Origin of the sequence: Pedobacter sp. SL55 (genome assembly GCF_026625705.1) — a bacterium.
Lineage (GTDB): Bacteria > Bacteroidota > Bacteroidia > Sphingobacteriales > Sphingobacteriaceae > Pedobacter.
Window position 1 is genome coordinate 769,629 of the sequence record NZ_CP113059.1, and the last position, 24,000, is coordinate 793,628.

Annotated in this window: 22 protein-coding genes; 13 read left to right on the top strand and 9 right to left on the bottom strand. The window is 38.5% G+C overall.

Annotated features, from left to right (window positions below; translation table 11 throughout):
- A complete protein-coding gene (locus OVA16_RS03365) occupies window positions 1–1,164 on the bottom strand; it encodes an amidohydrolase family protein (protein WP_267763512.1) in 1,164 nt (387 codons plus the stop codon).
- A gap of 229 nt (window positions 1,165–1,393) precedes the next feature.
- Here OVA16_RS03365 and OVA16_RS03370 point away from each other — a divergent pair, with 229 nt between their 5' ends.
- On the top strand, window positions 1,394–1,963 hold the full coding sequence (locus tag OVA16_RS03370) for a hypothetical protein (RefSeq protein ID WP_267763513.1): 570 nt from the start codon (window positions 1,394–1,396) through the stop codon (window positions 1,961–1,963).
- A 77-nt stretch (window positions 1,964–2,040) separates the two neighbouring features.
- Entirely contained in the window at window positions 2,041–3,360 is a 1,320-nt protein-coding gene (locus OVA16_RS03375; RefSeq protein WP_267763514.1) for a sigma-54-dependent transcriptional regulator, read from the top strand.
- A gap of 44 nt (window positions 3,361–3,404) precedes the next feature.
- On the opposite strand, the gene OVA16_RS03380 is transcribed toward OVA16_RS03375, so the two are convergent.
- The 3 genes from OVA16_RS03380 to OVA16_RS03390 all read right to left on the bottom strand — a co-directional run bounded on the left by OVA16_RS03380 (window position 3,405) and on the right by OVA16_RS03390 (window position 6,777).
- Window positions 3,405–4,193, bottom strand: coding sequence for a Cof-type HAD-IIB family hydrolase (locus OVA16_RS03380; RefSeq protein ID WP_267763515.1), 789 nt, complete (start codon window positions 4,191–4,193; stop codon window positions 3,405–3,407).
- A gap of 111 nt (window positions 4,194–4,304) precedes the next feature.
- Entirely contained in the window at window positions 4,305–5,801 is a 1,497-nt protein-coding gene (locus OVA16_RS03385; protein ID WP_267763516.1) for an ATP-binding protein, read from the bottom strand.
- A complete protein-coding gene (locus OVA16_RS03390; protein WP_267763517.1) occupies window positions 5,782–6,777 on the bottom strand; it encodes a hypothetical protein in 996 nt (331 codons plus the stop codon). The genes OVA16_RS03385 and OVA16_RS03390 overlap by 20 nt, the downstream gene beginning before the upstream one ends.
- Window positions 6,778–6,899: 122 nt before the next feature.
- On the opposite strand from OVA16_RS03390, the gene OVA16_RS03395 reads away from it, so the two are divergent.
- From OVA16_RS03395 to rlmN, 8 genes are all read left to right on the top strand, one after another.
- A complete protein-coding gene (locus tag OVA16_RS03395; RefSeq protein WP_267763518.1) occupies window positions 6,900–7,589 on the top strand; it encodes a helix-turn-helix transcriptional regulator in 690 nt (229 codons plus the stop codon).
- 423 nt (window positions 7,590–8,012) lie between these two features.
- Window positions 8,013–8,510 carry a DinB family protein gene (locus OVA16_RS03400; protein WP_267763519.1) on the top strand — a complete coding sequence of 166 codons (498 nt, stop codon included), beginning with the start codon at window positions 8,013–8,015 and terminating at the stop codon, window positions 8,508–8,510.
- A 180-nt stretch (window positions 8,511–8,690) separates the two neighbouring features.
- Window positions 8,691–9,677 (top strand): 23S rRNA pseudouridine(2604) synthase RluF, encoded by a 987-nt coding sequence (gene rluF, locus OVA16_RS03405; protein ID WP_267763520.1) that lies wholly within the window; start codon window positions 8,691–8,693, stop codon window positions 9,675–9,677.
- Between the two features lie 533 nt (window positions 9,678–10,210).
- A complete protein-coding gene (locus OVA16_RS03410; protein ID WP_267763521.1) occupies window positions 10,211–10,777 on the top strand; it encodes an NfeD family protein in 567 nt (188 codons plus the stop codon).
- Window position 10,778: 1 nt separating this feature from the next.
- Window positions 10,779–12,314, top strand: coding sequence for a flotillin family protein (locus OVA16_RS03415; RefSeq protein ID WP_267763522.1), 1,536 nt, complete (start codon window positions 10,779–10,781; stop codon window positions 12,312–12,314).
- Window positions 12,315–12,423: 109 nt separating this feature from the next.
- Window positions 12,424–12,630: a DUF2683 family protein gene (locus OVA16_RS03420; protein WP_267763524.1), complete on the top strand. Its 207-nt coding sequence runs from the start codon at window positions 12,424–12,426 to the stop codon at window positions 12,628–12,630.
- Window positions 12,606–12,887 carry a Txe/YoeB family addiction module toxin gene (locus OVA16_RS03425; protein ID WP_138729701.1) on the top strand — a complete coding sequence of 94 codons (282 nt, stop codon included), beginning with the start codon at window positions 12,606–12,608 and terminating at the stop codon, window positions 12,885–12,887. Before OVA16_RS03420 ends, OVA16_RS03425 begins: the two co-directional genes overlap by 25 nt.
- Window positions 12,888–12,892: 5 nt before the next feature.
- On the top strand, window positions 12,893–13,942 hold the full coding sequence (gene rlmN, locus OVA16_RS03430) for a 23S rRNA (adenine(2503)-C(2))-methyltransferase RlmN (protein ID WP_267763525.1): 1,050 nt from the start codon (window positions 12,893–12,895) through the stop codon (window positions 13,940–13,942).
- Window positions 13,943–14,138: 196 nt separating this feature from the next.
- Here rlmN and OVA16_RS03435 read toward each other — a convergent pair whose 3' ends face one another.
- The 4 genes from OVA16_RS03435 to OVA16_RS03450 all read right to left on the bottom strand — a co-directional run bounded on the left by OVA16_RS03435 (window position 14,139) and on the right by OVA16_RS03450 (window position 18,066).
- Window positions 14,139–14,678 carry a tetratricopeptide repeat protein gene (locus tag OVA16_RS03435; RefSeq protein WP_267763526.1) on the bottom strand — a complete coding sequence of 180 codons (540 nt, stop codon included), beginning with the start codon at window positions 14,676–14,678 and terminating at the stop codon, window positions 14,139–14,141.
- Between the two features lie 168 nt (window positions 14,679–14,846).
- Window positions 14,847–15,395 (bottom strand): REP-associated tyrosine transposase, encoded by a 549-nt coding sequence (locus tag OVA16_RS03440; RefSeq protein WP_267763527.1) that lies wholly within the window; start codon window positions 15,393–15,395, stop codon window positions 14,847–14,849.
- 222 nt (window positions 15,396–15,617) lie between these two features.
- On the bottom strand, window positions 15,618–16,832 hold the full coding sequence (ltrA, locus tag OVA16_RS03445; RefSeq protein ID WP_267763130.1) for a group II intron reverse transcriptase/maturase: 1,215 nt from the start codon (window positions 16,830–16,832) through the stop codon (window positions 15,618–15,620).
- Between the two features lie 607 nt (window positions 16,833–17,439).
- Window positions 17,440–18,066 (bottom strand): DUF4369 domain-containing protein, encoded by a 627-nt coding sequence (locus OVA16_RS03450; protein WP_267763528.1) that lies wholly within the window; start codon window positions 18,064–18,066, stop codon window positions 17,440–17,442.
- Window positions 18,067–18,663: 597 nt separating this feature from the next.
- On the opposite strand from OVA16_RS03450, the gene OVA16_RS03455 reads away from it, so the two are divergent.
- The 3 genes from OVA16_RS03455 (at window position 18,664) to OVA16_RS03465 (ending at window position 21,102) form a co-directional block, all read left to right on the top strand.
- Window positions 18,664–18,948, top strand: coding sequence for a helix-turn-helix domain-containing protein (locus tag OVA16_RS03455; RefSeq protein WP_267765337.1), 285 nt, complete (start codon window positions 18,664–18,666; stop codon window positions 18,946–18,948).
- A 73-nt stretch (window positions 18,949–19,021) separates the two neighbouring features.
- Complete coding sequence (locus tag OVA16_RS03460; protein ID WP_267763530.1) at window positions 19,022–19,720, top strand: ComF family protein; 699 nt, start codon at window positions 19,022–19,024, stop codon at window positions 19,718–19,720.
- The gene (locus tag OVA16_RS03465) at window positions 19,720–21,102 is read left to right on the top strand and encodes a hypothetical protein (RefSeq protein WP_267763531.1); all 1,383 of its coding nucleotides are present in this window, start codon (window positions 19,720–19,722) and stop codon (window positions 21,100–21,102) included. The genes OVA16_RS03460 and OVA16_RS03465 overlap by 1 nt, the downstream gene beginning before the upstream one ends.
- Window positions 21,103–21,213: 111 nt before the next feature.
- On the opposite strand, the gene OVA16_RS03470 is transcribed toward OVA16_RS03465, so the two are convergent.
- Entirely contained in the window at window positions 21,214–23,976 is a 2,763-nt protein-coding gene (locus OVA16_RS03470) for a PAS domain S-box protein (protein ID WP_267763532.1), read from the bottom strand.
- Window positions 23,977–24,000 lie beyond the last annotated feature (24 nt).

Below are 24,000 nucleotides of genomic sequence, written 5' to 3' on the forward strand. Positions count from 1 at the left end.
TTAAACTAATCTTTTTACCTCGTGAGATTTGATGATTTTTGCTTCACTCACTTCAATCAAATTAACTCCAGGCGTTTTACCAACTTCAAAACTTCCAAATTGATTAGCAATACCTAAAAATTCTGCACCGTTTATTGTGGCCCATTTTAACAATTCGTCAAAAGGAACTCGCTTTTTCTGTTGTAAAGTTTCCATCTCTGCCAAAATAGACAACTGGTGGTTACTGGCCAAACTATCTGTACCAAGTGTAATTCTTACGCTAGTATCGAAAAACAGATTAACGTTAGGCAGGTCATTTTCTATGTAAACATTAGCGTTTGGGCAAAAGCACCAATACAAATCCTTGTGTTGCGCTACCGCAAAATCAATATCGGCTTTGCTGGTAAAGGTATTATGCACCAGTAAAGTTCTATTTCTTGGCATTTGCGACAAATGGTAACGAATGGCATTTTCTCCTGTACCGTGTGCTTCGCTTTTTGGTACGCCCATTCTATTATACATCGCTTCAAAATCTCCGGTGCCTTTCTCAAAAAACTCGTTCTCGGCTAGTGTTTCTTGATTATGAATACTTAAAATATCTTGTGGCCGAGTGTTTTTTTCGATGTATTGAAATAATTCGGTGGCCACAGAATATGGTGCGTGTGGTACAATAGATGCTTTTAATGGCCAGTAACTATCTCTTATTTTAACAGCCTCATCAATAATTGGTTGCGATGGATGATTAAAGCCAAAAACCTCTACAAAGGTATGATAATGCAAAGGGCTATGTTGTTTTATTTCTTTAGAAATTAACTGATTGGAAATATCGCCCACGGCAACAATTCCATTTTCGAACATCTGCTTATCTGCAGCATTCATAGCGGCAATTATCACTTCATCTGCTGCGGCTCGTTGGGCTACAATTTCCCTAACAAAAGCTGGCAATCCGGTTTGCTCTGGTATTTTATTAAACAGGTGCGACAGTTCTAAGTGGCAGTGCGTATTTACAAAACCTGGCACCAAAACCCCCTCATATTGCTCTATATTTTCAATGTTTCGAGCTGCGGCTTCTGCTGCTGTTAATATAGAAATGATTTCTCCGGTATCCGAAATCTGCATCACACCGTTATCAATTGGCTCGCTGGTTACTGGGTAAATTCTGTTTGCCGACAAGTATCTTTGCATACTACAAATTAAACTGAATTGGGTTTAATATCGAAATTTAAAACTTTTTTGGTGCTTATAGCAACAAGTTGTAGAGAAACTCCACAACCTAGATTTCAGCGAAAAACACAAAAATAATTGATTTACAATCAATTAACAGTTTGGCACAGTACAAATTATGGCTTGGCACTATTATGAAGCCTTAGGTTAGTATAATTCACAAAATATATTAAACTTAAAAATAGATATTATGAAAAAGTTATTTGTAGCAGCTATCGTAGCATTCGCAGGTTTTACAGCAACTCAAGCTCAAGCTTCAGTTAATAAGTTAGAAATGGTTTCAGTTCAAGATAGTGTGGTAAAAACTCCAATTGAAGTATCGGCTTTGCCAGATGCAATTAAAACAGTTTTACAAACAGACCCTTACAAAGATTGGACACCAACAGCAGCTTTTAGCGTGAAAGATGGCGATAAAGCTTACTTCCAAGTTGATGTGAAAAAAGCAGAGGAAATGGCTTCGTTGAAATTTGATGCGGAAGGCAAACCAGTAGAATTTTCAGGAGCTTCGGTAGCAGCAGCACAAGCTTCGATTAACGAAATGGTTGCTGTACAAGATAGTGTGATTAAAACTCCAATTGAAATGTCGGCTTTGCCAGATGCAATTAAAACAGTATTGGCAACCGAACCATACAAAGCTTGGACACCAACAGCAGCATTTAGCGTAAAAGATGGCGATAAAGCTTACTTCCAAGTTGATGTGAAAAAAGAGGAAGAAACAGCTTCGTTAAAATTTGATGCTGAAGGCAAGCCAGTAGAATAGTCAAAAATCATCATTTCTTAAAACTAAATAAGGGAAAAGCCAGTTATATGATACTGGCTTTTCCTATTTTTGTATATATGGCATCTGTTTTAATTATTGAAGACGACAGCACTTTCGCTCAAATTATTGAAGGTTTTTTAACAAAGAAAAATTTTGAAGTAACTACCGTTAGTAATGTTGCCAAAGCTCTTAAATTAATTGCTCATGAAGATTTCCAGTTGTTATTGATTGATTATCGCCTACCAGACGGAACTGGCATAGAGGTATTGAACCACCGCCGCGAAATTGGCTTAGCTGTTCCGGCAATTATCATGACTTCTTTTAACGATGTGCGTACCGCGGTAAAATCTATACAGCTCGGGGCGAGTGATTACATTACCAAACCCATTAACCCCGATGAGTTACTGATGGTAATTGACAATGCGTTACAGAAAAAAGCACCTCAAAAAACTAACGAAGGCAATTTTATTAGGGGTAGCAGCGATGTTGCTAATAGATTATATCAGCATATTGATTTGGTAGCCGAAACCGATATGTCTGTAGTGATACAAGGCGAAAGCGGTACCGGAAAGGAGTTTGCTGCAAGAACCTTACATCAGCAAAGCAAGCGCAAAAACAAACCATTTATAGCGATAGACTGTGGCGCTTTATCTAAAGATTTAGCAGCAAGCGAATTGTTTGGCCATGTTAAAGGAGCTTTTACAGGTGCCGTTACAGATAAAAAAGGCTCGTTTGAAGCCGCCAATGGAGGTACTATTTTTTTAGATGAAATTGGCAACCTTAGCTACGAAGTACAGGTTAAACTACTCAGAGCTTTACAAGAGAGAGTGATACAGCCATTGGGCAGCAACAAGCAAATTCCGGTTGATGTGCGCATTATTACCGCTACCAATGATGACTTAGCGAACAGCATGAAAAACGGCGAATTTCGTGAAGACCTTTACCATAGGTTAAACGAGTTTAAAATTCAGTTGCCACCGCTAAGAGAAAGGGGTGTAGACTTGGAGCTTTTCATAGCGCTTTTCATTAAATTATCTAACGAAGAACTGAATAGAAATGTACAAGAACTAGACAAAGAAACTAAACACTTACTACTTAAATATGATTGGCCAGGAAACTTGCGGGAGCTAAGAAATGTAATCAAAAGAATGGTTTTACTAACTGCCGGCAGTATTGCAACAGCAGATAGCTTACCTGACGAGATGAAGATAGCTGTGGCTAATGAAACACCTTTGGATAACCCTTCAGATTTGAAAGCTGTAAACGAAAGCAATGAGAAAGCGTTGATTACCGAAGCGCTGATTAAGGTAAAATACAACAAATCTAAAGCTGCAAAACTGCTAAATATTGATAGAAAAACGCTTTATTCGAAAATGGAGCGCTATGGAATAGATTAATAAGGTCATGTACGGGCGAAAAATTTTTCGCCCCAACTTAAATATTAAAGCACCTCAAAATGCTTTAGCGCATTCCAAATGCCATCACTATCTACATCATCAGTAACGTAATCTGCAATCGCCTTAACTTCTGGATTAGCATTGCCCATGGCTACACCAACATTTACATGCTTTAGCATTTCAATATCATTACCACCATCGCCAAATGCCATGGTTTCAGCTAAATCAATACCAAAATGTTTACAGAAGACATCGATACCTATTTTTTTACTTTGATTTTTTGCATTCACATCAGCAAATAAAGGTGTCCATCTCGAAGCTGTAGAATTAGGCATTACCGTAGCCATAAAAGCGGCTTCCTGCTCGGGACCTAAAAAAATATTGGTTTGCAAAATGGAAGAAACATCTACTCTTTCTGGATCTATTGGTGGCGGCACAGGTAAATTTACATGAGCGTACATTCCAGCAATTTCGGGGGTAACATCATGTATACCGATTTCCTTCTCAGACATAAATGAAAAACTCAACGTATTTTCTTTGGCATAGGATAAAATACCTCTAATATCTTCTGCGGCTATACACTGCTTAAAAAGTAGCTCTTCATCTTTTGTAACACAATAACCACCATTAAAAGTAATGTAGCCATCAAAATTTAAGTATTTTATATGATCAATGCTATTAATTGAACGACCTGTAGATAAAATGGTTTTGATGCCCTTGGCTTGTAAATCGGCGATTGCCTGCTCGGTAGATGCCGAAACTTTGTGTGTTTTGAAACTTAACAAGGTACCGTCAATATCGAAAAAAACAGCTTTTACGGATGGATTTTGCATGAAACAAAGTTAAAAGTATTTTTTTGCCACAGATGCACAGATCAAATAACAACAGGTTAATTTTTAAATGATTTCTATTTTCTTTTTAAATCTGTGTATCTGTGGCTTTTTTTAAGAAAATTTATTTTTACGTATTTCCACAGCTTTCAATAGTGATTTCAATTTACCTAGTAACGCATTTATTTGATTACGAATAGCTTCATCCAATATCCCTACCGCCGCAACTTCTTGTTCTAACTGTCTAAATTCAGCACCTAATTCTTTAGCACCAATTTGCGCAACTCTTCCAGCTAAGCGATGTATTACCAATCTCACTTCCGGTTGGTTTTGGTTGGCGATACTTTCCTGTAACAAGGCTTGGTCTTCTTCGCAATCTCGTATAAAACTTGCTAAAATCTTAGCCATCATTTCTTCATCGCCCATGGTCATTTTCTGCAAAGCGTTATCATCAAAACCAACCTCCGCTACTGCCGAAATTTCAAATAGTGCCAGCAAATCTTCTGCTTTAAAAGGTTTAATAATCACACCTTCAAAACCCTGGTCTAACACCGCCTGCTGCTCATCGGGCAGCTTTTGGGCAGTAATTGCGTAATATTTTACACCATTGGCCAGGCGCTGTTTAAGCTGTTTGTGTACTTCAATTCCAGTCATTCCGCCTTCCAAGCGCATATCTATAAAAACATATTCCAGCTCATCGTCTATTGGCTCATTCAAAATGGCATTAGCTGTCCTAAAAGTTTTATACGGAATTTGGTGGGCAGAGAATATGAGTTCACACAAATTGAGGATTAAATTATCATCGTCAATTACCCAAACACCTTTAGCCTTGGTAACCGTTTTTGTATTTTCTAACCGTATAGTTTCAGCAGGCGCATTACCTTTTTGATACTGTAAATGCACCACAAATGAAGTACCCTTTCCTAACTTACTTTTGGCATTAATTCTTCCGCCCTGCGCATCTACCAAAGTTTTCACAATAGCCAGCCCTAGGCCCGTACCGTTTTGGTTCATCGACTGATGATTTGAGTTATCCCCTTGCTCAAACTCTTTAAAAATCTTCCCCTGATCTTCCTTCGAAAAACCAATTCCAGTGTCCTCTACCGTAAAATAACAATAAACGTTTTCATCTTGCTCTTTACAATCTACAATCAATTTCACGTGCCCTTTTACCGTAAACTTAATGGCATTTCCCAACAGATTATAAAGCACTTGCTTTAACCTAAAAGCATCTCCTTTTATCCAATGTTGCTCTGGTAAATCAAAATTAGCCACCAGGCTGATGTCTTTCTTCTCTGCCAAGGGCTTTACCGCATCCATTACCTCATCGAGTAATTTCTGAAGATCAAAATCTTCCTGTTTAAAGCTAAATTCGCCCGATGTAATTCTGTTGTAATCTAGCACTTCGTTTACAATCTGCAATAAATGTACCGACGACCGATGAATGGCTTCCACGTGCTTTTTATTGGGATTTTCTTGTTTAGCTATAAACTCCGAATAACCTAAAATGGCCTGTAAAGGTGTTCTAATTTCGTGGCTCATGTTAGATAAAAAGCGTTGTTTTGCCCTTCCGTGATATTCGGCCTCTTCTTTAGCTTTTTCTAAGGCCAAGGTACTTGTTATTTTTGGTGATATCTACCAAAATGAGCGAGCCCAAAATCATGGTGATTATAAAAAAAGCGATAATGATAATCTTAATTTGATGTACCCCTTCGCTAACCATACTTTTGGCCTGTTCTCCGTTCAAATCAATCTGCATCAAAGCTTCTGCTTCTACCTCACGCAGCACATTTAACATTTGCTTGGTTAACGCACTGCTAGAACTCGCCAATTCTGCTTCCTTTTTTAAAAAACGGTTACTCTTTTGGCGCTGCTCGGTTTCAATTGTTTTAAGCGAAGTTGCTACATTTCGCATAATGCTATCTTCTACCTGTGGGTTAAGCGTATCCTTTTTTACCTTATATTCTTCGTTAATGATTTTATAAACCTCTGCCTTTTTCTTTCCAAAAAGTCTACTTAAAAACCCACGAGGTTTCTGGTCTTCTTCGGGAGCCACCGTAGTGGTAGAAGTAGAAGTTTGCGTAGTAAAAACCGCACTATCGGCCTCTCTGGTACGTTGTGCAAACAGCTCGTTTAGCTTCTCTACTTCTTCAGAAAAAGACTGCGTATTTACCAAATTTTCTTTAACTTCTAAGTATAGTAGAAACTGCTTATCTCTATCTTTAAGCAATTTTTTTAGTTTGTTAATGCGCTTAGTTTGCTCCTGATCTGTGGTATAAAGCGTGTTTAACGTATCTAAGGTTCTGCGCAACTTTTGGGTGGCAGCAAAAAAACTCACATTGTTTTTCTGCTCTCTCTGCAACTGATCTAGCGAGGCTATTTGATGCGAAAGCTTGTTTACCAATCTCAATTTATCGTTAGGAGCAGATATTTTCTCTACTGTACCTAAAATTTCGCCAAATACAAATTTACTTACGCCCCAAGCTAAAAAAAGTGCCAAGCCAGCAAATAAAAAGCCAAGTACCACTTTACCTTTTGTGGCCCTAAAGAAATGCTTTTGAGATTGAGCTGTAGATTTGCTAGACATATTTAAATAACCACAAAATACGCACCGAAATAGTTTTAATTACTTAAAAATTTGTAACAATTGTGGTTAATTAAACCTTTGCAAATAGTTGTAGCAACAACCGCCTATTATATATTTGTATCATGAACAGGATAGACAGGCTATTTGGCATTTTAATTTTACTCCAATCGAAAAAACACGTAAGTGCCGAAAGCATTGCCAGTCGTTTCGAGATTAGTGTTCGTACCGTTTATCGAGATGTAAAAGCGCTTTCAGAACAAGGCATACCTTTAAGCTTCGAACCTAACAAAGGGTATTTTATTGTTCAGGGCTATTTTTTGCCTCCAGTGTCTTTTAATACAGATGAGGCAAGTGCACTGCTCATGATGGAACGTTTTATCGAAGGTTTTGCAGATAAATCCATCAAACAACATTACCAAAGTGCATTAGACAAGGTTAAAAATGTACTAAAAAGCAACCAAAAGAAAGTAGTCGAAAACCTTAATGCCAACATCCGGCTACAATTGCCCAAGCGTTTGCGTAGCGATGTTGAGTATTTATCGCTACTTCAAAATGCCATTGCCGACAAACAAATAGTGTCGATTAAGTACAAAAACTATAAAGAAGAAGTTAGCGAACGTCGTTTAGAACCTATCGGATTAATTTTTTATGCATTTTCTTGGCACTTGATAGGCTACTGCCACCTGCGCAGTTCATATCGTGATTTCAAGGTCAACAACATTTTACAGCTCAACTGTTCTTCGCTGCCGTTTACGCTTACCGAGCACATCAGTATTAACGATTATATGAAGCAATTACCTGTAGATTATTAGTTTTAGAAAGCAATCGCCATCCAACATCGGCAACTGCAGCCTTAGTTTATCCCGAATTACCTTCGTAACTTTTCGCTTTAATCTTTTTGTATACTGCTCCCGTAATTTCGAACGTATATGAGAAATCTCACGGTACAACACTTCTATTTAACAGATTTCTCTTCGTTCCTCATCGAAGTGTTTACTCCTACCGATAGCTATAGGCCCGGAATTATTCAACAAATCAACCTTTCCTGCTTTGCGCTCTTTGCAATACTCCTAATTTCTTTGCGATGAATTTTTTGGCGTAAAAACGAAAAGATTTAATTAAGTAATCGCAAAGAACGCTAAGAAAAATTCATAAAATTCTCGCATCAATTTTCCCGCTGCCATAGGGTTGTCACTCTGTCCTCTCAACTTTGTTTCAACAAAAAAATAAACATCATGGATATCATTAAATTACTACAAAACGAGCTCAACCAAGAAGCAGTAACTACCCGTAAATTTTTAGCCTTAGTGCCTTTCGATAAACCAGATTATGCACCACACGAAAAAAGCATGAAGCTAATAGCTTTGGCCACACACATTGCAGATTTAGCTAGCTGGCCAAAACTAGGAGTAGAAACAGATGAACTTGACTTTGCTACAGCACCATATAATCCAGCCCAAGTTCACGATAACGAACAGTTAATTGCACTGTTCGACAAAGGTATAGCAGAAAGTTTAACCAGCTTAGCAGAAGTAGAAGAAGCATTTCTAGAAAAACCTTGGGTGTTGCGCACAGGCAACCAAATTCATATAGCAACCACCAAATACGGATTGATCAGAGTTTCTTTAAACCAGATCACGCACCATCGTGCACAGTTGGGTGTTTATCTTCGTTTACTAAACATCCCGATACCTGGTTCTTATGGACCAAGTGCAGATGAGTTAAATTTCTAACATTATTAAACCACATAGACACATAGTTTTCAAAAGGTTTTAGTTTCGCATAAACGATATTTATGTATCATTTAACCAATTCCTATTCTATGTGCCTATGTGGTTCCATTTTTTAAAACCTTTTAAAGTGATATTCGAATTAGAATTGGTTACTTTGTAAATTAATAACTAATTCTAATCATGGATCATACCACACGTTTAAATAAATACATCAGCGAAAGCGGACTTTGCTCAAGAAGAGCAGCAGATAGATACATTGAACTTGGTCAAGTATTTATTAACGGCAAGCGAGCTAAGGTTGGCGACAAAGTATTATTTGGCGATGTAGTGAGTGTAAATGGCCAAAATATAGAGCCCCGCCAAGCAGAAAACTCTATTCTTATTGCCTACAACAAACCTGTTGGCATTACCAGTACTACCGAAGCTGGCGTTAAAGACAACATTGTTGACCACGTAAACCATAGCGAACGTGTTTTCCCAATTGGTCGTTTAGATAAAGATTCGCAAGGCTTAATATTTTTAACCAACAACGGAGATTTGGTTAATAAAATTCTACGTGCCGGCAACAACCACGAAAAAGAATATGTAGTTACGGTTAACAAGCCTATTAACGAAACTTTTGTAGAGAACATGAGCAAAGGCGTTCCGGTTTTAGGTGTAATGAGCAAAAAATGTAAGGTAAAACAAGAAGGAAGCAACGTATTCCGCATCACTTTAATTCAGGGTTTAAATAGACAAATTCGCCGCATGTGCGAATATTTTGGCTACGAGGTAACCAAACTAGAGCGTGTACGTATCATGAACATTACTTTAAAAGGTTTAGGCCTTGGCGATTGGCGTGAACTGGATGAAAAAGAACAAGCCGAAATTTTTAAAATGGTGGCAAAATCTAGTTCAGAGAAACCTGCTGCGCCTAAGCAAGTGAACAAAAAAGTTAGTGCTAACAAGCCCGAAAAACCTGCTCAACGTTTTGCAAAAGCTAAAGGTAAAACGGACTCTTCTAAAGCAAACCCCGACAAAAGAGCTAGCGGCGGAGCATCAAAAAACAGTAGCGCAGCCGCCAATGATTGGTTTAAAGCTAACGGACCTAACAAAAGAACCGCTCGCCCATCAAACGGTAAATCTGGAGTTGCTAAAGTAAAAACACGTAGCCCTAAAAGGAAATAAGCGATACTAACCTTAAGCATCAGTCAGGACCAACGCATTAAAATTAAGCATTATGCTTGTTAAAACCTTATTAAGAGCAGCAACTTACCCAAGAACGTATTGGCCTAGCGGATATTTTGAGGAAAAATAGTTTGAAACCACCAGTAGTTCCGATCTAATTGCATTGCGCAAAATAATTTTCAGTCGTGCAATGGAAAATGAGAAGGGCAAGACCTTAAATTATTTTCAAGAGTGGTTTGACTAATTTTTACCAAAATAGATGCAAGCCTTGATTTTTACTCCACTTTTTATCAAGAAAAAGTGGAAAAGCCCGTTTGGCAAGACAAAACATTTTAATGCGCTTACCCTTAAGCATCAGAATTTTAAGCCAAAGATTTATGCAAAAGCTCAAACACACTGGTAAAAAACCGACTTGATCAACCTAACCAAGAAGAAGAGCAGTACTTACTCCTTTTATATCTTCTTTTCCTGCAGATTCATTGCTAAAATCTCCTAATTTCTTTATATTAGCGAGACTGAACAAACAATAATCTATGGACGCACTAAACAATCTCGAACCTTTATTAAGGATATTTTGGTATTTGGCTATACCCATCAGTTTCATCTTCATCGTTCAAACGGTAATGACCTTTATCGGAGCCGACTCTGGCGATGGTATTGATGCAGACTTTGATGGCGATTTAGACGGAGGCAATGTCCCCTTTCAGCTTTTCTCTTTCCGAAATCTGATTAACTTTCTGTTAGGCTTTAGCTGGACAGGCATTTCTTTTTATGGCTTAATCACTAACAGAGCCATACTTATTCTCTTCTCAGTAGTAATAGGCATTCTTTTTATTCTGATTTTTTTTGCCATCATCAAGCAAATCCAAAAACTAGCAGAAGACAATTCCTTTAAAATTACTTCGCTATTGCACAAAAGTGGCTCGGCGTATTTACGTATTCCCGAAAAAAGAACTGGCATGGGCAAAATCCAAGTAAGTATAAATGGTTCTTACAAAGAAGTAGATGCCATTACCGATAACGAACAAATTCCCAGTGGTGCAGCCGTAAAAATCATTAAAATAGAAAGTAACAACCTCGTATTAGTAGAAAAAATATAATATGGAAAACCTCTTACAATCGCCTATTACAGTCATTTTAATTGCTGTTATCGTAATTTTCGTTACCCTCTCGGCCTTATTGGCACGCTACAAGCGCTGCCCTTCAGATAAAATTTTAGTCATTTATGGAAAAACAGGCGGCACTTCAGCCAAATGTATCCACGGTGGTGGTGCTTTTATTTGGCCAGTAATTCAAGATTTTGCCTATTTAGATTTGAAACCCATTTCTATAGAAGCCAATTTGGTAAATGCTTTGAGTAGACAAAATATCCGTGTGGATGTGCCTTGCCGATTTACCATTGCTATTTCTACCGAAGCAGACAGCATGAATAATGCTGCCGAACGTTTGCTAGGTTTGGCACCTGCAGATATCCAAGAACTATCAAAAGACATCCTATTTGGTCAGTTACGTTTAGTTATTGCTACCATGACTATCGAAGAAATTAACTCAGACCGTGATAAGTTTTTAGATAACATTTCTAAAAACGTAGATACCGAGTTAAAGAAAATCGGTTTAAAACTTATCAACGTAAACGTAACAGATATTAAGGATGAGTCTGGTTACATTGAAGCTTTGGGTAAGGAAGCTGCTGCAAAAGCCATTAACGAGGCCATCATCAGCGTTGCCGAACAAACTAAAATCGGAGAAACTGGTAAAGCCATTGCCGATAGAGAGAAAGATGTGCAGATTGCAGAAACGCAGCGTGAGCGTGATGTAAAAATCGCCATTACCCAAAAAGACAGGGAAATTAGTATTGCCTCTGCTTTTAAAGATGAGGCCATTGGTAAAGCCGAAGCCGAAAGAGATACACGTATCAAAACTTCGGAAGCCAACGCCATTGCTGTGAAAGGAGAAAACGAGGCGAAGATTGAAATTGCAGCCTCAGATGCTTTGCGCCGTGAAAAGGAAGCAGAAGCCTTAAAAATTGCTGTAGCGGCCGAGAAAGTGCAACAAGCAAAAGCGTTAGAAGCATCCTACTTAGCAGAGCAAAAAGCAGAAGAAGCTCGTTCTGAAAGAGAAAGAGCCACACAAATAGCTAACATTGTAGTACCCGCCGAAATTGCCAAGCAAAAAGCCATCATCCAAGCACAGGCCGATGCAGAAACCATTAGAGAAAACGCAAAAGGAGAAGCTGATGCGATTTACGCCAAAATGGAAGCAGAAGCGAAAGGTTTGTTCGAAATCTTGACCAAACAAGCCGAAGGTTATCGTGATGTAGTTGCCGCAGCAGGTGGCGACCCAACCAAAGCCTTCCAATTGTTGTTAATTGAGAAACTGCCAGAATTGGTTAAAACACAGGTTGAAGCCGTTAAAAATATCAAAATTGATAAAATTACCGTTTGGGACTCTGGCAACGGTGCAGGAGAAAATGGTGCTGGTTCTACCGCAAACTTCGTCTCTGGCATGATGAAAACCGTACCTCCTTTAAACGATTTGTTTAATATGGCTGGATTAAACTTACCTACTTATTTAAAAGGAGAAGATCCAGAAGCCACACCTACAATTGATGCAAATGACACCAATCCTAAAGCTTAATTTTAATTAGATTTTATAATTTTTGAGGCTTCGGAATTAGGTTTTCGAAGCCTCAATGTTTTTAAGTAACTTTGTGCATTCAAATTCGTTATCAAATATCAACTTGAAGATGGAAACTCTAGTCATGCACCCTGCCAACAAAGAGCAATTAGCGGCCTTAAAGGCAATAGCCAAAGCTTTGAAAATTCCTTTTGAGAAAAAAGAAGAGGAGCAATATGATCCTGCCTTTGTAAAGATGATTAAGGATGCCGAAGAAAGAGGGCAGTTTAATGAGGTAGACCCTAATGATATATGGGAAAGTTTAGGGTTAAAATAGAGAAGTTAGCGGATGAACATTTCCGAAAACACTTCAAATCAGGGGACAAGGCTTCAATCAAAAAAATCAAGCAAATAGTTGCTGAACTTTCAGAACATCCTTACATCGGCACCGGCAAACCGGAAGCTTTACGCAACGAACTTTCTGGATTTTGGTCAAGACGAATAAATAAGAAGGACAGGCTAATTTATAGAGTTGATGAAAATATTGTTTTTGTCTTCATCATCTCAGCCATGGGCCATTACAACGATAAATAATAATAATGCAAAGCACAAAAAAGATAGACATCCGTTCATTAAGCCCAGAACAATTAGCCCAACATTTTAAAGACATGGGCGAACCTGCATTTAGGGCAAAACAGGTCTATCAATGGCTTTGGGAAAAATCTGCTCGTAATTTCGAGGAGATGAGCAATCTTTCTAAAGATTTACGTAAAAAGCTGAGCGAAGGCTATACCATCAACACCGTTGAAATTAGCAATGCCCAATTCAGTAACGACCATACCATTAAAAATGCTTTCCGTTTGCACGATGGTAATATTGTAGAAGGCGTTTTGATTCCTACAGAAGAGCGCATGACCGCCTGCGTAAGTTCGCAAGTAGGCTGCAGCTTAACCTGCAAATTCTGCGCAACTGGCTACATGGATCGCGTTCGTAATTTGAATGCAGATGAAATTTACGATCAAGTCGTTTTAATTGACCAACAGGCGAAGAAGAACTATAACATTCCGCTAACCAATATTGTGTACATGGGTATGGGCGAACCTTTGCTCAACTACGCCAATGTACTAAAATCTATCGAACGTATTACCGCACCAGATGGTTTAAACATGTCGTACAAACGAATTACCGTTTCTACCGCCGGTATTGCCAAAATGATTAAAAAACTGGGCGATGATGGTGCAAAATTTAACTTGGCACTTTCGCTTCATGCCGCTAACGACCAAAAACGCCACGAGATTATGCCCATTACCGAGCATAATTCGTTAAAAGCATTGGCCGAAGCACTAAAGTATTATTTCCAAAAAACCAAAAATCCAGTTACTTACGAGTACATCGTTTTCAATAACTTTAATGATGAAATACAGGATGCGATGGAATTGGCCAAATTCTGTAAGCACGTTCCTTGTAAGGTTAACTTAATCGAATACAACCCCATCCAATTTGCAGATTTCATTAATGCCGAAGGCGATAAAATTGACGCTTTTGCAAATTATTTGAAAAAGCAAGGTATTACTACTAATATCAGACGCAGCCGTGGTAAAGATATTGATGCCGCTTGTGGGCAGTTGGCAGTGAAAGAGAAGGCTTAGATATTTACATTTTTAATTGCTTGCACATATTCTAGATTTCTCTACCTTTTTCGAATTTTGCATTGTAAACCAGTAGGACTAATCAATTAACCTGTAAACTTATTTTAGGACGATACATCCCACTTTAGCGCTAGTCTTAACGCTAGAGAACGAGCAAAAGCCCGACTACTTGTAATTTTGCCTTATGTTAGTATCTTTAGTTACATTTAATAAAATCTATCTCTTTACTATATTCTGGCGAGCCGTTTACAGCCTTATTGTAGTCTAAGCAGGCCTTCTTAAAATTTCCCAATTTCCAATGAGCTTTAGCCCTGCAAAAATAAATATAGTCAGCATTTCCTGATAATTGGATCGAACGATCAAAATCTCTTATCGCTTTGTCATACAACTTCAGCTCGTACAGACATCTACCTCTCCATAACAACAGATCTGGATTTATCTTTTCATCGGTCAGTTGCAATGTTTTGTTAAAATCCAGCAAAGCTTTCTGATATTGATGCAAAAAATAATATGCCCGCCCTCTATTTCGGTAAGCCTGCCAAAACTTATCATTGATATTTATGGCTTTAGAGAAATACTGAACACTTTGGTTAATTCTCTCTGCCCTAAGCATCCCCGGCATTGCATTCATACAATTATTTCCCTCTTGGAAATAATAATTTGCAGATTTTTGCTTTTGAGCATTTGCGAGAATGACATTAAATATCAATAAAGAAATGATAATCAATTTATTCATAATATATTAATATTTTTAATTTGAACTAACTTTGCCTTGCCGTCTTTTGATATAGCTTTACTAGCATCGATACCCAATCTGGCTTAAGCTTTTGTCTAGCGCACCTCTGGCCCTGTCTGGCTTAAGCGTTTTTGTCTGGCGCAAGCATTAGCGCAGCGGTGCTTGTGCCTACTCCAGAAACTTTATTTCCAACAGTCCCTTTTCTCCGGCATAGTCTCTTGCACTACTATAAACATAATCTTGCGCCAGAGAAACAAAGCCAGAAACTACAGGGTTTTGATGGAGATATTCCAATTTCTGATTTCTCATATAATTTTCCCAAAGCTCTATTGGATGGTTGTCTTGCTGCCATAGCTGAAAGCCCTTATTGTTCCCGTTCTTCTTGCCTGCCCGTTCCATCATCCATAACAACCATTCTCTTCTGCTCTCCTGTGGATGTTCCGCAATCGATTTCCTCAGCATTCTGGAGGTGTGACTCTTAAAATCTCTTAATATATCCTCCATCTTGTTACCGCTTGTGCCAATTATTAAATGCACGTGACTGGTCATGATGCACCAAGCATAAACCTCCAAGCCTTTTTCTTTTTGGCAGTACCTAATACTGTCTAGCAGAACTTCTCTATATTCGTTCCGTATAAACAAATCTAGCCAATATACCGTGGCAAAGCTTACAAAGTATGGCAGGCTTTGGTCCCGTATCTTGTATTTGCTACCCACGCTACAAGATAGTTGTTTTTTTAGCTTAATAGCAATGAGTAGGCACACTCTGGCGCAAGCATTTGCTTGGGCCTATTCAGACTATATACAAAAGCACAAGCACCGCTACGCTAATGCTTGCGCTATACGAAATGGTCGAGTAGGCAAGGGCATTTCAGCCCAAACCTCTCACAGAACCGTACGTGAACCTCTCAATTCATACGGCTCTTATTATACAAATCATTATACATGCTTAAAAACAGTCCAATAATAAAACATTGCTGGATAGCTTCGCTTTAGCTCCTTTATCCATCTGTATGCCCTGGTATAACTATTCCTAAAGCTTTTGTATTTGTTCAACACCCATTTTGCCAACCTGAATTCGAAGTGCCACATCAATTTCCGTAGAGCCATAAGATTGAACTTGCCATAATATCGGATAATGCCCGCCATTTGGACATTTAAATGACCTGCGATATCTTGAATATCCAGATCGCTCCTGTTATGCCATTTCAAACGCCTCCACCCCTCCACAATACGTGTCTGTGATGTTTGGCTAATAGCACACCCATAGCCCAAAAATAGACCTTCCCTCTTGGAAACTACAGTTCTTGGTTTGAATGTAAAGCCTAGAAAATCAAATTTCTTTGCATAATCTTTTCGCCGCTTTCTTCGATAATCTTGGCAGTAAACCATTTTCGTCTTTTCCTCATTTAACCCTAGTTTGCACTCCCTTAGCCTACTGCGTACACCATCCAATACTTGTTTCCCTTCTGTTTCTGAAGAACAGTGGATTATAATATCATCCGCGTAGCGTACAAAAGCAACTTGTGGATAATACTTGCCCAACCATTTATCTAAAACATAATGCAGAAACAGATTGGCAAGCAGAGGACTTATCACACCGCCTTGTGGTGTACCTTTTCCAGCCTTTGGGCTTAATGAACCATCTGCCTGCTGCACTGGACTTTCAAGCCAGCGTTTGATGTACATCTTGGCCCAACGCTCTTCTACATGAACATCTATCGATTTCATCAGTAAACTGTGGTCTACCTCATCAAAGAAATTACTGATATCCATATCGATTGCCCAAGGGTATTGCCGTACGTTTTTCTGCACGGCAGACACTGCCTGATGGGCACCCCTCAGCGGACGGTAACCATACGATTCTTTGGCAAAGACAGCCTCCAAACGGGGCTCAAGGTAAGTCTTTAAAACCTGTTGGGCAATACGGTCGGATACTGTTGGAATGCCCAAAAATCGCTTCTTACCATTAGCTTTCGGTATTGCGACAGAACGGACAGGCTTGGGAAAGTAGCTACCTGAGGATAATCGGTTCCAGATTACATATAGGTTGTTCGATAAATCAGTCTCAAATTCTTCCAAACTTTCTTTATCTACTCCCGCCGAACCCCTGTTCGATTTTACCTTGCGATAGGCTTCCCGTACCATTTCCATTGTTATGGGTACTGTTGTTGATTTTGTCTCAAACATTTAATCCTCCTCTTTGCAGAGTTGTTATAACATTATTAACCTGTATAATTGATGCCCTTCGCTCCATCTCCATTACAGAAAATTCATCACTACTACGGCATCATCCGCCATCCATAACGGCATCGCTTTTCAGCCTTACAGGTATTGCCTGCTTGTGCATTTCGCTTTATATCCAATATGGACTTCCCGTGTTCCGGATAAAAGCCTGGATAAGGGTCATGCCACCTCTATAACGATTGCCTTGTAGCCAGTAGGCAAGTAGCCGCTACAATCCTCATCAGCCCTTAAGAAAACCGACTTTTGGCAATGGGTATCTCTATCTCATTACTTCATCGATGGTTCATTTGCATTCATCTCCCTTATCCGTACCTGACCAGTCCTGCTGGCCTTTTCCCCTTTCCGTTCAATACCATCGAATTACTCCTTTAGCACCGAGGGGCGGTTTACAGCCTCCGCTTGCACAACGACTGTGATGGACCTACCATCATCTTCTATCCAACATTGAAGAATAAATACAACCTTATTATTCATTCACGGCACACCTTAAGCCAGACAGGTTAGACAACAAACTCTAGAGGTTTTTTATTCTCTTTAGTGTTTCAAGTCCATATTCCGATTGCTTAATTTTATTCGATAATTTATCATATAGCCCTTGAAAATTTAATTGATCGAAAATCGGCAGATGTTTTAGTGGCAATATCCCTCTAATAAGCAATAATGAAATTGGAGAATCACGATGAGAGTCTATAAACTGCTCATATTTCAATTCATGACCAGCTAAGTTCATCTCATCATAGTCTTTATTTAACTCACAGCCCTCCACTTTTGCATTTTTAATATCAGCATCAGTAGTGACATTTATTGTGTGCCTCCCTAGTATAATCATCCGATATTGTCGATCTATCTGCTTCTCTATGATTTCTCTTTGGTTAATGAACTTAGCCGCAGAATCATTACTAAGGAATATAAACCCTACATTAAAATCCTTTTTATATAAAATAATTTCCCCAGTAAATTCAAATCGCCGATTTTCCAATTTAACTCTTAATAATTTTTTTGTATCACTTTGGTATAAATAAGCATATTGGTAATTAGTATTACCTATCAAAGCACCTTTAATTCGAAAAGTTAACTCATCCGCTTTAGCGCATATCACGGATAGCAGAAATAAAACGATAATACATATTTTCCTAAGCATACTCTTATTTTTTGATAAATAAAATTTGTGACAGGGGTGTACCCTATCACTTTAACCATTAGACAGGCCTCGTTTCTGAACAAATATAATTGCAAAAATCCGCTAGCCCATCAAATACTACTTGGTATTCTTGATCAGTATGTCCAGCTTGCCCAGTCTGCGATGAATAATGTACGTAGCATTCAAATGATGTCATTCCATTACACCAGTCTCCCGTATAATTTCCATTACCCAGTGAGGCCCCCCATCACTTTCTTCATTTCTGCTCTACTCAATTGATTTAATTTGTTCATTTTTTTATAACTTTAGTTTTAAGTTTTGTAGACCTTCCACGCTGGTCTGCTTACGGCGATACCAAAAACGTTGGCATTCGTTTTAAGGCAGTTTCGCTTGCAATCGTGCTGCCTTATTTTTTAAAAGCTTTTTATAAAACTAAACAACTCATTTTCTCAGCAAAAATTTTTAATGAATAAAATTATTCCTATTGGTTGAAAATTTATAGCTACCTTAATAGAAAACCTATCGCTTATGAACATACTCAATAAATTAAACCGTAAGGAAATGAGAACCATTTATGGCGGTTGCGAAGAATAATACATTCGCCGCTATAGAGATGAACGATGCCTAAGCCAAGAATACATGGCTTCGAAGTTAGGCATTAGCCAAAGCACTTATCAAAAAATAGAAACGGGTAGAGTTAATGTAACTAAAGAGCGTTTGATAGAAATAGCAAATATCTTAGGAAAAGAAATGGAAGATTTTTTGCCCAATAGTAGAAAAAACACCATAGATAAAAGTGATATAGACGCTTTAAAAGAAATTATCGCTTTACAAGCTACAGAAATAAAAGAACTTAAACTTCTGCTAAGTCAAAAAGCTTAGTCTTCGACAGGCTCAGGCTGACACACCAACAAACGTAGTTTCCCCAATCCGTTAAATTTCACTAACTTGTATCATGTTTGCCTTAAAACGTTATACAGAAGATTTAATCAATTTACTTTTCCCCGACCTATGTAACGGTTGCGGAAAACTGTTGTATCGTGGCGAAAAAGATATCTGTACCAAATGTCTTTACGATTTGCCCTATACAGATTTTCATTTGTATGAAGACAATTTGGTAGCCAAGCAGCTTTGGGGGCGCCTACCCTTAAATGCGGCCATGGCTATGCTATATTTTAAGAAAGGCACCAAAGTGCAAAACCTTATGCACAGCTTAAAGTATAAAGGCAAAACAGAGGTGGGTATTACTTTAGGAAAGCTGCTTGCCCAAAAACTCTCGCAAAGCGAATTTTATGCAGATATTGACATGATTGTTCCTGTACCCCTGCATCAAAAAAAATTAAGACAAAGAGGTTACAACCAAAGTGAGTATATTGCAACTGGTTTGGCTACAGCACTTGATCTATCAGTAAGTACAACACATTTATTGAGAAACAAGGCTACAGAAACACAAACCAAAAAAGCAAGATATACCCGCTATGAAAATATGCAGGATGTTTTTAGCGTTAAAAACGAAACTGAGTTGTTAAACAAGCACATTCTTTTAGTAGACGACGTAATTACCACTGGCGCTACTTTAGAAGCTTGCGGAAATACTTTGCTTAACCACGGAATTAAAAAATTAAGTATAGCTGCCGTAGCATTTGCAGAATAATGAAATATACAATCCTAGTTTTACTTGCCTTGCTTACCTTATCTTTTGCTGCTTGCAATAAAGATGAGGACATTACTTTTGACCCCAATGTAAAGCTTAGTTTTTCTACAGACAGTGTTTTGTTCGATACCGTATTTACTTCTATAGGCTCTACCGTACGAAGATTTAAAGTATTTAACTATAACGAAAAAGCCATCAATCTTGATGAAATCAAACTAGGTGGCGGTGCCAACTCTCCTTTCCTCGTAAACGTAAATGGCCAGCAAATGGCAAATGGTAAAAACGTTAAAATTAATGGAAAAGATTCGATTAACGTTTTGGTGCGTGTAAACATTAACCCCACACTAGCCAACCAGCCCTTTATTGTAGAAGACTCTATCCTTTTGTTTTTTAACGGAAAGAAAGAGAAAATCCCATTGGTAGCTTATGGGCAAAATGCAGTTTTTGTGAACAACGCCACCATTAATAGTAATACTACTTGGGATAGCCAATTGCCTTACATTATCTACAACTCGGTTACCGTAGCAGAAAACACCACCCTTACCATTGCTGCTGGTACAAGAGTGCTGTTTCATAACGGCTCTACCATGAATGTAAAAGGAACCTTGACGGCAATAGGCACCAAAAAAGACAGTATTTTGTTTGCCAGCGACAGAACAGAGCGTATTTATGAAGAGGAGCCCGGCCAGTGGAATGGTATCCATTTTTATGGCAGCAGCAAAAACTCCATCATTAACCACGCCACCATCAAAAACGGCATTGCTGGTATTACCGTAGATTCACTTTCTTCTAACACCAACCCTAAACTGGTATTGGCTAACACGGTAGTAAAAAATATGCAGGTAGTAGGCCTTTTAGGCTATCATACCGATTTGGCAGCTTACAATAACCTTTTTCATAACTGTGGACAATACTTAATTTATGGCATTGGCGGTGGTAATTACGATTTGGCACAGAATACCTTTGGTGCTTACAACTATAGTTTTGCCCGTAGAACCTCGGCCGTTCATTTATCAGACTTCATTAGCAGTACAGAGTTTGGAGCATTAAAAGCAACGCTAAGCAATAACATCATTTGGGGCAGCTTAGAAGACGAGCTAACCATCGAAAAGAAATCTGCGGCCACATCGTTAATTGAGCTTAAAAACAACTTAATTAAAACCACTAAGGCAGAGTTTAGCGGAAATGGAAATTTAATCAATGCAGACCCGCTGTTTATCAACCCACGGCAAGGAAACTTTAAGATTAGCGAAAACAGCCCCGCGAAAAATAAAGGCATCAACTTAAGTCAGCATCCTTATTTCTCTACCTACCTAAGTAAAGACATCTTAGAAAAAGAAAGAATATTCCCTTCTGAATTAGGCTGTTACGAGGATAATTAAAAAATATTAACTTTTTAAAAACTTTTACCCACGCTATTCGTTTATTATACCGAGAGCGTTAATTTAGATGGTAAGGGTCGATAGTTCCACTCGGAATATCGGCCCTTTACTTTAAATCAAAAATCGGGATAAAACCTTTTTAATCTCTGTAGGGCTAAAAGGTTTCAGCACGTGCCCATTCATTCCGCTTTCTTTGAACTTGCTTTCCTCGTTATGCAGGGTTGATGCCGTAAGAGCTACAATAGGCAGGTTTTTGTAGTATTCCTCTTCCATACCTCGTATAATGGTAGTGGTTTCGAAACCAGTAATACCAGGCATTTTAATATCCATAAAAACTAAATCGTACTTGTTTTTGGTAATAGATGCTATAGCTTTATAGCCATCTGATGCGAAATCGATATTCAATCCCCATTTCATTAAAATACGTTTAGCTATCAGGATATTGATTTCGTTATCATCCACAATCAAAATACGTTTTCCTTCAAAAGCTACAGGTTTTATGCTCTTTTGTGAGTCTACTTGCCAAATCTTATCAAACTTAATCACAAAAGAAAACGAGGTTCCCTCTCCTTCTAAACTATCTACCTTAATTTCAGATTGGTATAATTTCAAGAGCTTTTTGGTAATAGCTAAACCCAAACCAGTACCGCCATATTTCGCAGAGATATCTGCTCTGGCCTGCGTAAAAGTTTCAAATATGTAGTCTTTCTTATCAGAAGGAATACCTATACCGTTATCCTTCACTTCAAAATAAATAGCTATGCTACTATCGTTCTGATGTTGAGCTTTTACCGACAATTCTACCTTGCCCTTAGTAGTAAACTTGATGGCATTGCCCAATAAGTTCATCAATACCTGATAAAGTCTTGTTTGATCTGCCAATACCAAACTTGGAATTTGCTTGTCGAAATTTAGGCCCAGGACATTTTGCTGTTTGTTAGCATTAATTTGTAACGAGCTAATGATATCGGTACATAAAACCTGAAGATTGACCGGCAGAAATTCTAAGTGAAGATTGCCAGTTTCTATTTTGGTAAAATCAAGCACATCGTTAATGATATTCAACAAGTTCTCTCCAGAAAATTTTAAGATATTAAGATCTTCTATTTGAGATGTTTTAGGTTCATTTTCGATGAGCAGGTGCGTCATACCAATAATGGCATTTAGCGGCGTGCGTATTTCGTGGCTCATTACCGACAAAAACATTTCCTTTGCTTCGCTAAGCTGCAAGGCCTGTTCTTTGGCTTGTATGATATCTCTTTCTACTTGTTTGCGTTCGGTGATATCGGTAATTAATTCGATATACCGCTCTACCTTGCCCTTACTGTTAATAATGGGTGTATTAGCTACAGACAACCAAATAGAAGTGCCGTCTTTTTTTTGCGCTAAAACTTCAATAGAAAATGATTTTTGGTTCTCAGATGCTGCCCTTGCACTTAAAATTACCTGCCTATCGGTTTCATCAGTAGAAAGCACATCGCCCAGCATTTTACCCGAAAGTTCGGCAGAAGCATACCCGATAAGTAGCTCCAAAGCGGTGTTAACCCAAGTAATTGCCCCCTCCTCATTACAAATGGCTACTCCAGTATTTGTTTTGCTGGCCACCGTAGAAAGTATTTCTAACTCTTGCGCTGCTTTTTTCTTCTCGGTTATATCGATGATGATCTCAATCTCGGTTTCTACTTCGCCATCGGCACTGAGAATAATGGTACTGTAAATAGAGAGCCAAATCTTCTTTTTGTCCTTTCGGTAGGCTAGGATATCTACGGTAAAAGATTTTTTCTCGTTGGTAAGCTTTCGGGCTTCCTCAACTACAGACCAATCTGTTTCTGGCCCCCTAATTAAATCGCCGAGTGGTTTGCCCTGAATATCTTGCAAAGTAAAACCGGTAATTTCGGTAAAAGCATCGTTTGCCCAGCTTACCCGGTTATAATTATCGCTAATTACCACGCCATTGTTTACCTTACTTGCTACAAAAGATAAATTTGTTAGCTCGGCAATTAAGCGTTTACGTTCGGTTATGTCTCTTCCATAACTGTACCAGCGATCTTCTTTAGACACCATGCTCCAGCTTAACCATTTTACTTGGCCAGCTTTATCTACCACACGAAAATCTAATGTAAACTCTTTTTCTCCTAACTTTAAACCTTCTTCTATGTGGTTAATGATTTTTAAAACATCTTCTGGGTAACAAAAGCTCCACATACTTCTGCCAAGCACTTCTTCTCTTTTGTAGCCCAACAATCTGTAAGCTGCTTGGTTGGTAAATACGATATCGCCATTTCTATTTAAAATACAGTGAATTTCTGGCGAGGCTTCAAAGACATTGATAAATTCTTCGGAGCGTTGCGTTTGCTTTGCCAGTTGCAAATTTTTTCGCCTTAAAGATAAATGCGTTATAATTTGTTGCGAAAGTGTCTGTAAGGCTTCGATTTGTGAAGAGTTTAGGCTTCTCTCAATATCATCTACTACACAAAGACAGCCTAAAGGGAAACCCTCAGTATCAACCAAAGGCACACTGGCATAAAAAACGATTTTATCCTCAGAATATAACAATAGACTGCCTTTAAAATCTGGGCTTTCGTGAATATTAGGTGTAATGTAAACCTCGTTGGCATACATTGCAAACTGACAGATGCTACCGTCTCTGTTGAAGACACGTTCTTTGGTAACCAGCCCATACGAAGCCTTAAACACAATGTTTTCTTGATCAACAAAGGTAATATAGGCTTTTGGGGTAGCCGCAATTTGCGCTGCTAATTTTACCAGATTGTCTAACTCATTGTTAAGCCCTTCTCCAAGCACATCATAAGCGTACAGTGCCGCTAAGCGCTGTTCCTCAACCTGCAAATTTGGAGAAGGGACATTAAGCATAATAGTTAGCAATAACTATCTAAT

What these genes read in the sequence shown, in the direction of transcription:
- OVA16_RS03365 (WP_267763512.1), bottom strand. Translation starts at nt 1,164, where the DNA reads ATGCAAAGATACTTGTCGGCAAACAGAATTTACCCAGTAACCAGCGAG.
- OVA16_RS03370 (WP_267763513.1), top strand. Translation starts at nt 1,394, where the DNA reads ATGAAAAAGTTATTTGTAGCAGCTATCGTAGCATTCGCAGGTTTTACA.
- OVA16_RS03375 (WP_267763514.1), top strand. Translation starts at nt 2,041, where the DNA reads ATGGCATCTGTTTTAATTATTGAAGACGACAGCACTTTCGCTCAAATT.
- OVA16_RS03380 (WP_267763515.1), bottom strand. Translation starts at nt 4,193, where the DNA reads ATGCAAAATCCATCCGTAAAAGCTGTTTTTTTCGATATTGACGGTACC.
- OVA16_RS03390 (WP_267763517.1), bottom strand. Translation starts at nt 6,777, where the DNA reads ATGTCTAGCAAATCTACAGCTCAATCTCAAAAGCATTTCTTTAGGGCC.
- OVA16_RS03395 (WP_267763518.1), top strand. Translation starts at nt 6,900, where the DNA reads ATGAACAGGATAGACAGGCTATTTGGCATTTTAATTTTACTCCAATCG.
- OVA16_RS03400 (WP_267763519.1), top strand. Translation starts at nt 8,013, where the DNA reads ATGGATATCATTAAATTACTACAAAACGAGCTCAACCAAGAAGCAGTA.
- rluF (WP_267763520.1), top strand. Translation starts at nt 8,691, where the DNA reads ATGGATCATACCACACGTTTAAATAAATACATCAGCGAAAGCGGACTT.
- OVA16_RS03410 (WP_267763521.1), top strand. Translation starts at nt 10,211, where the DNA reads ATGGACGCACTAAACAATCTCGAACCTTTATTAAGGATATTTTGGTAT.
- OVA16_RS03415 (WP_267763522.1), top strand. Translation starts at nt 10,779, where the DNA reads ATGGAAAACCTCTTACAATCGCCTATTACAGTCATTTTAATTGCTGTT.
- OVA16_RS03420 (WP_267763524.1), top strand. Translation starts at nt 12,424, where the DNA reads ATGGAAACTCTAGTCATGCACCCTGCCAACAAAGAGCAATTAGCGGCC.
- OVA16_RS03425 (WP_138729701.1), top strand. Translation starts at nt 12,606, where the DNA reads ATGGGAAAGTTTAGGGTTAAAATAGAGAAGTTAGCGGATGAACATTTC.
- rlmN (WP_267763525.1), top strand. Translation starts at nt 12,893, where the DNA reads ATGCAAAGCACAAAAAAGATAGACATCCGTTCATTAAGCCCAGAACAA.
- OVA16_RS03435 (WP_267763526.1), bottom strand. Translation starts at nt 14,678, where the DNA reads ATGAATAAATTGATTATCATTTCTTTATTGATATTTAATGTCATTCTC.
- ltrA (WP_267763130.1), bottom strand. Translation starts at nt 16,832, where the DNA reads ATGGAAATGGTACGGGAAGCCTATCGCAAGGTAAAATCGAACAGGGGT.
- OVA16_RS03450 (WP_267763528.1), bottom strand. Translation starts at nt 18,066, where the DNA reads ATGCTTAGGAAAATATGTATTATCGTTTTATTTCTGCTATCCGTGATA.
- OVA16_RS03460 (WP_267763530.1), top strand. Translation starts at nt 19,022, where the DNA reads ATGTTTGCCTTAAAACGTTATACAGAAGATTTAATCAATTTACTTTTC.
- OVA16_RS03465 (WP_267763531.1), top strand. Translation starts at nt 19,720, where the DNA reads ATGAAATATACAATCCTAGTTTTACTTGCCTTGCTTACCTTATCTTTT.
- OVA16_RS03470 (WP_267763532.1), bottom strand. Translation starts at nt 23,976, where the DNA reads ATGCTTAATGTCCCTTCTCCAAATTTGCAGGTTGAGGAACAGCGCTTA.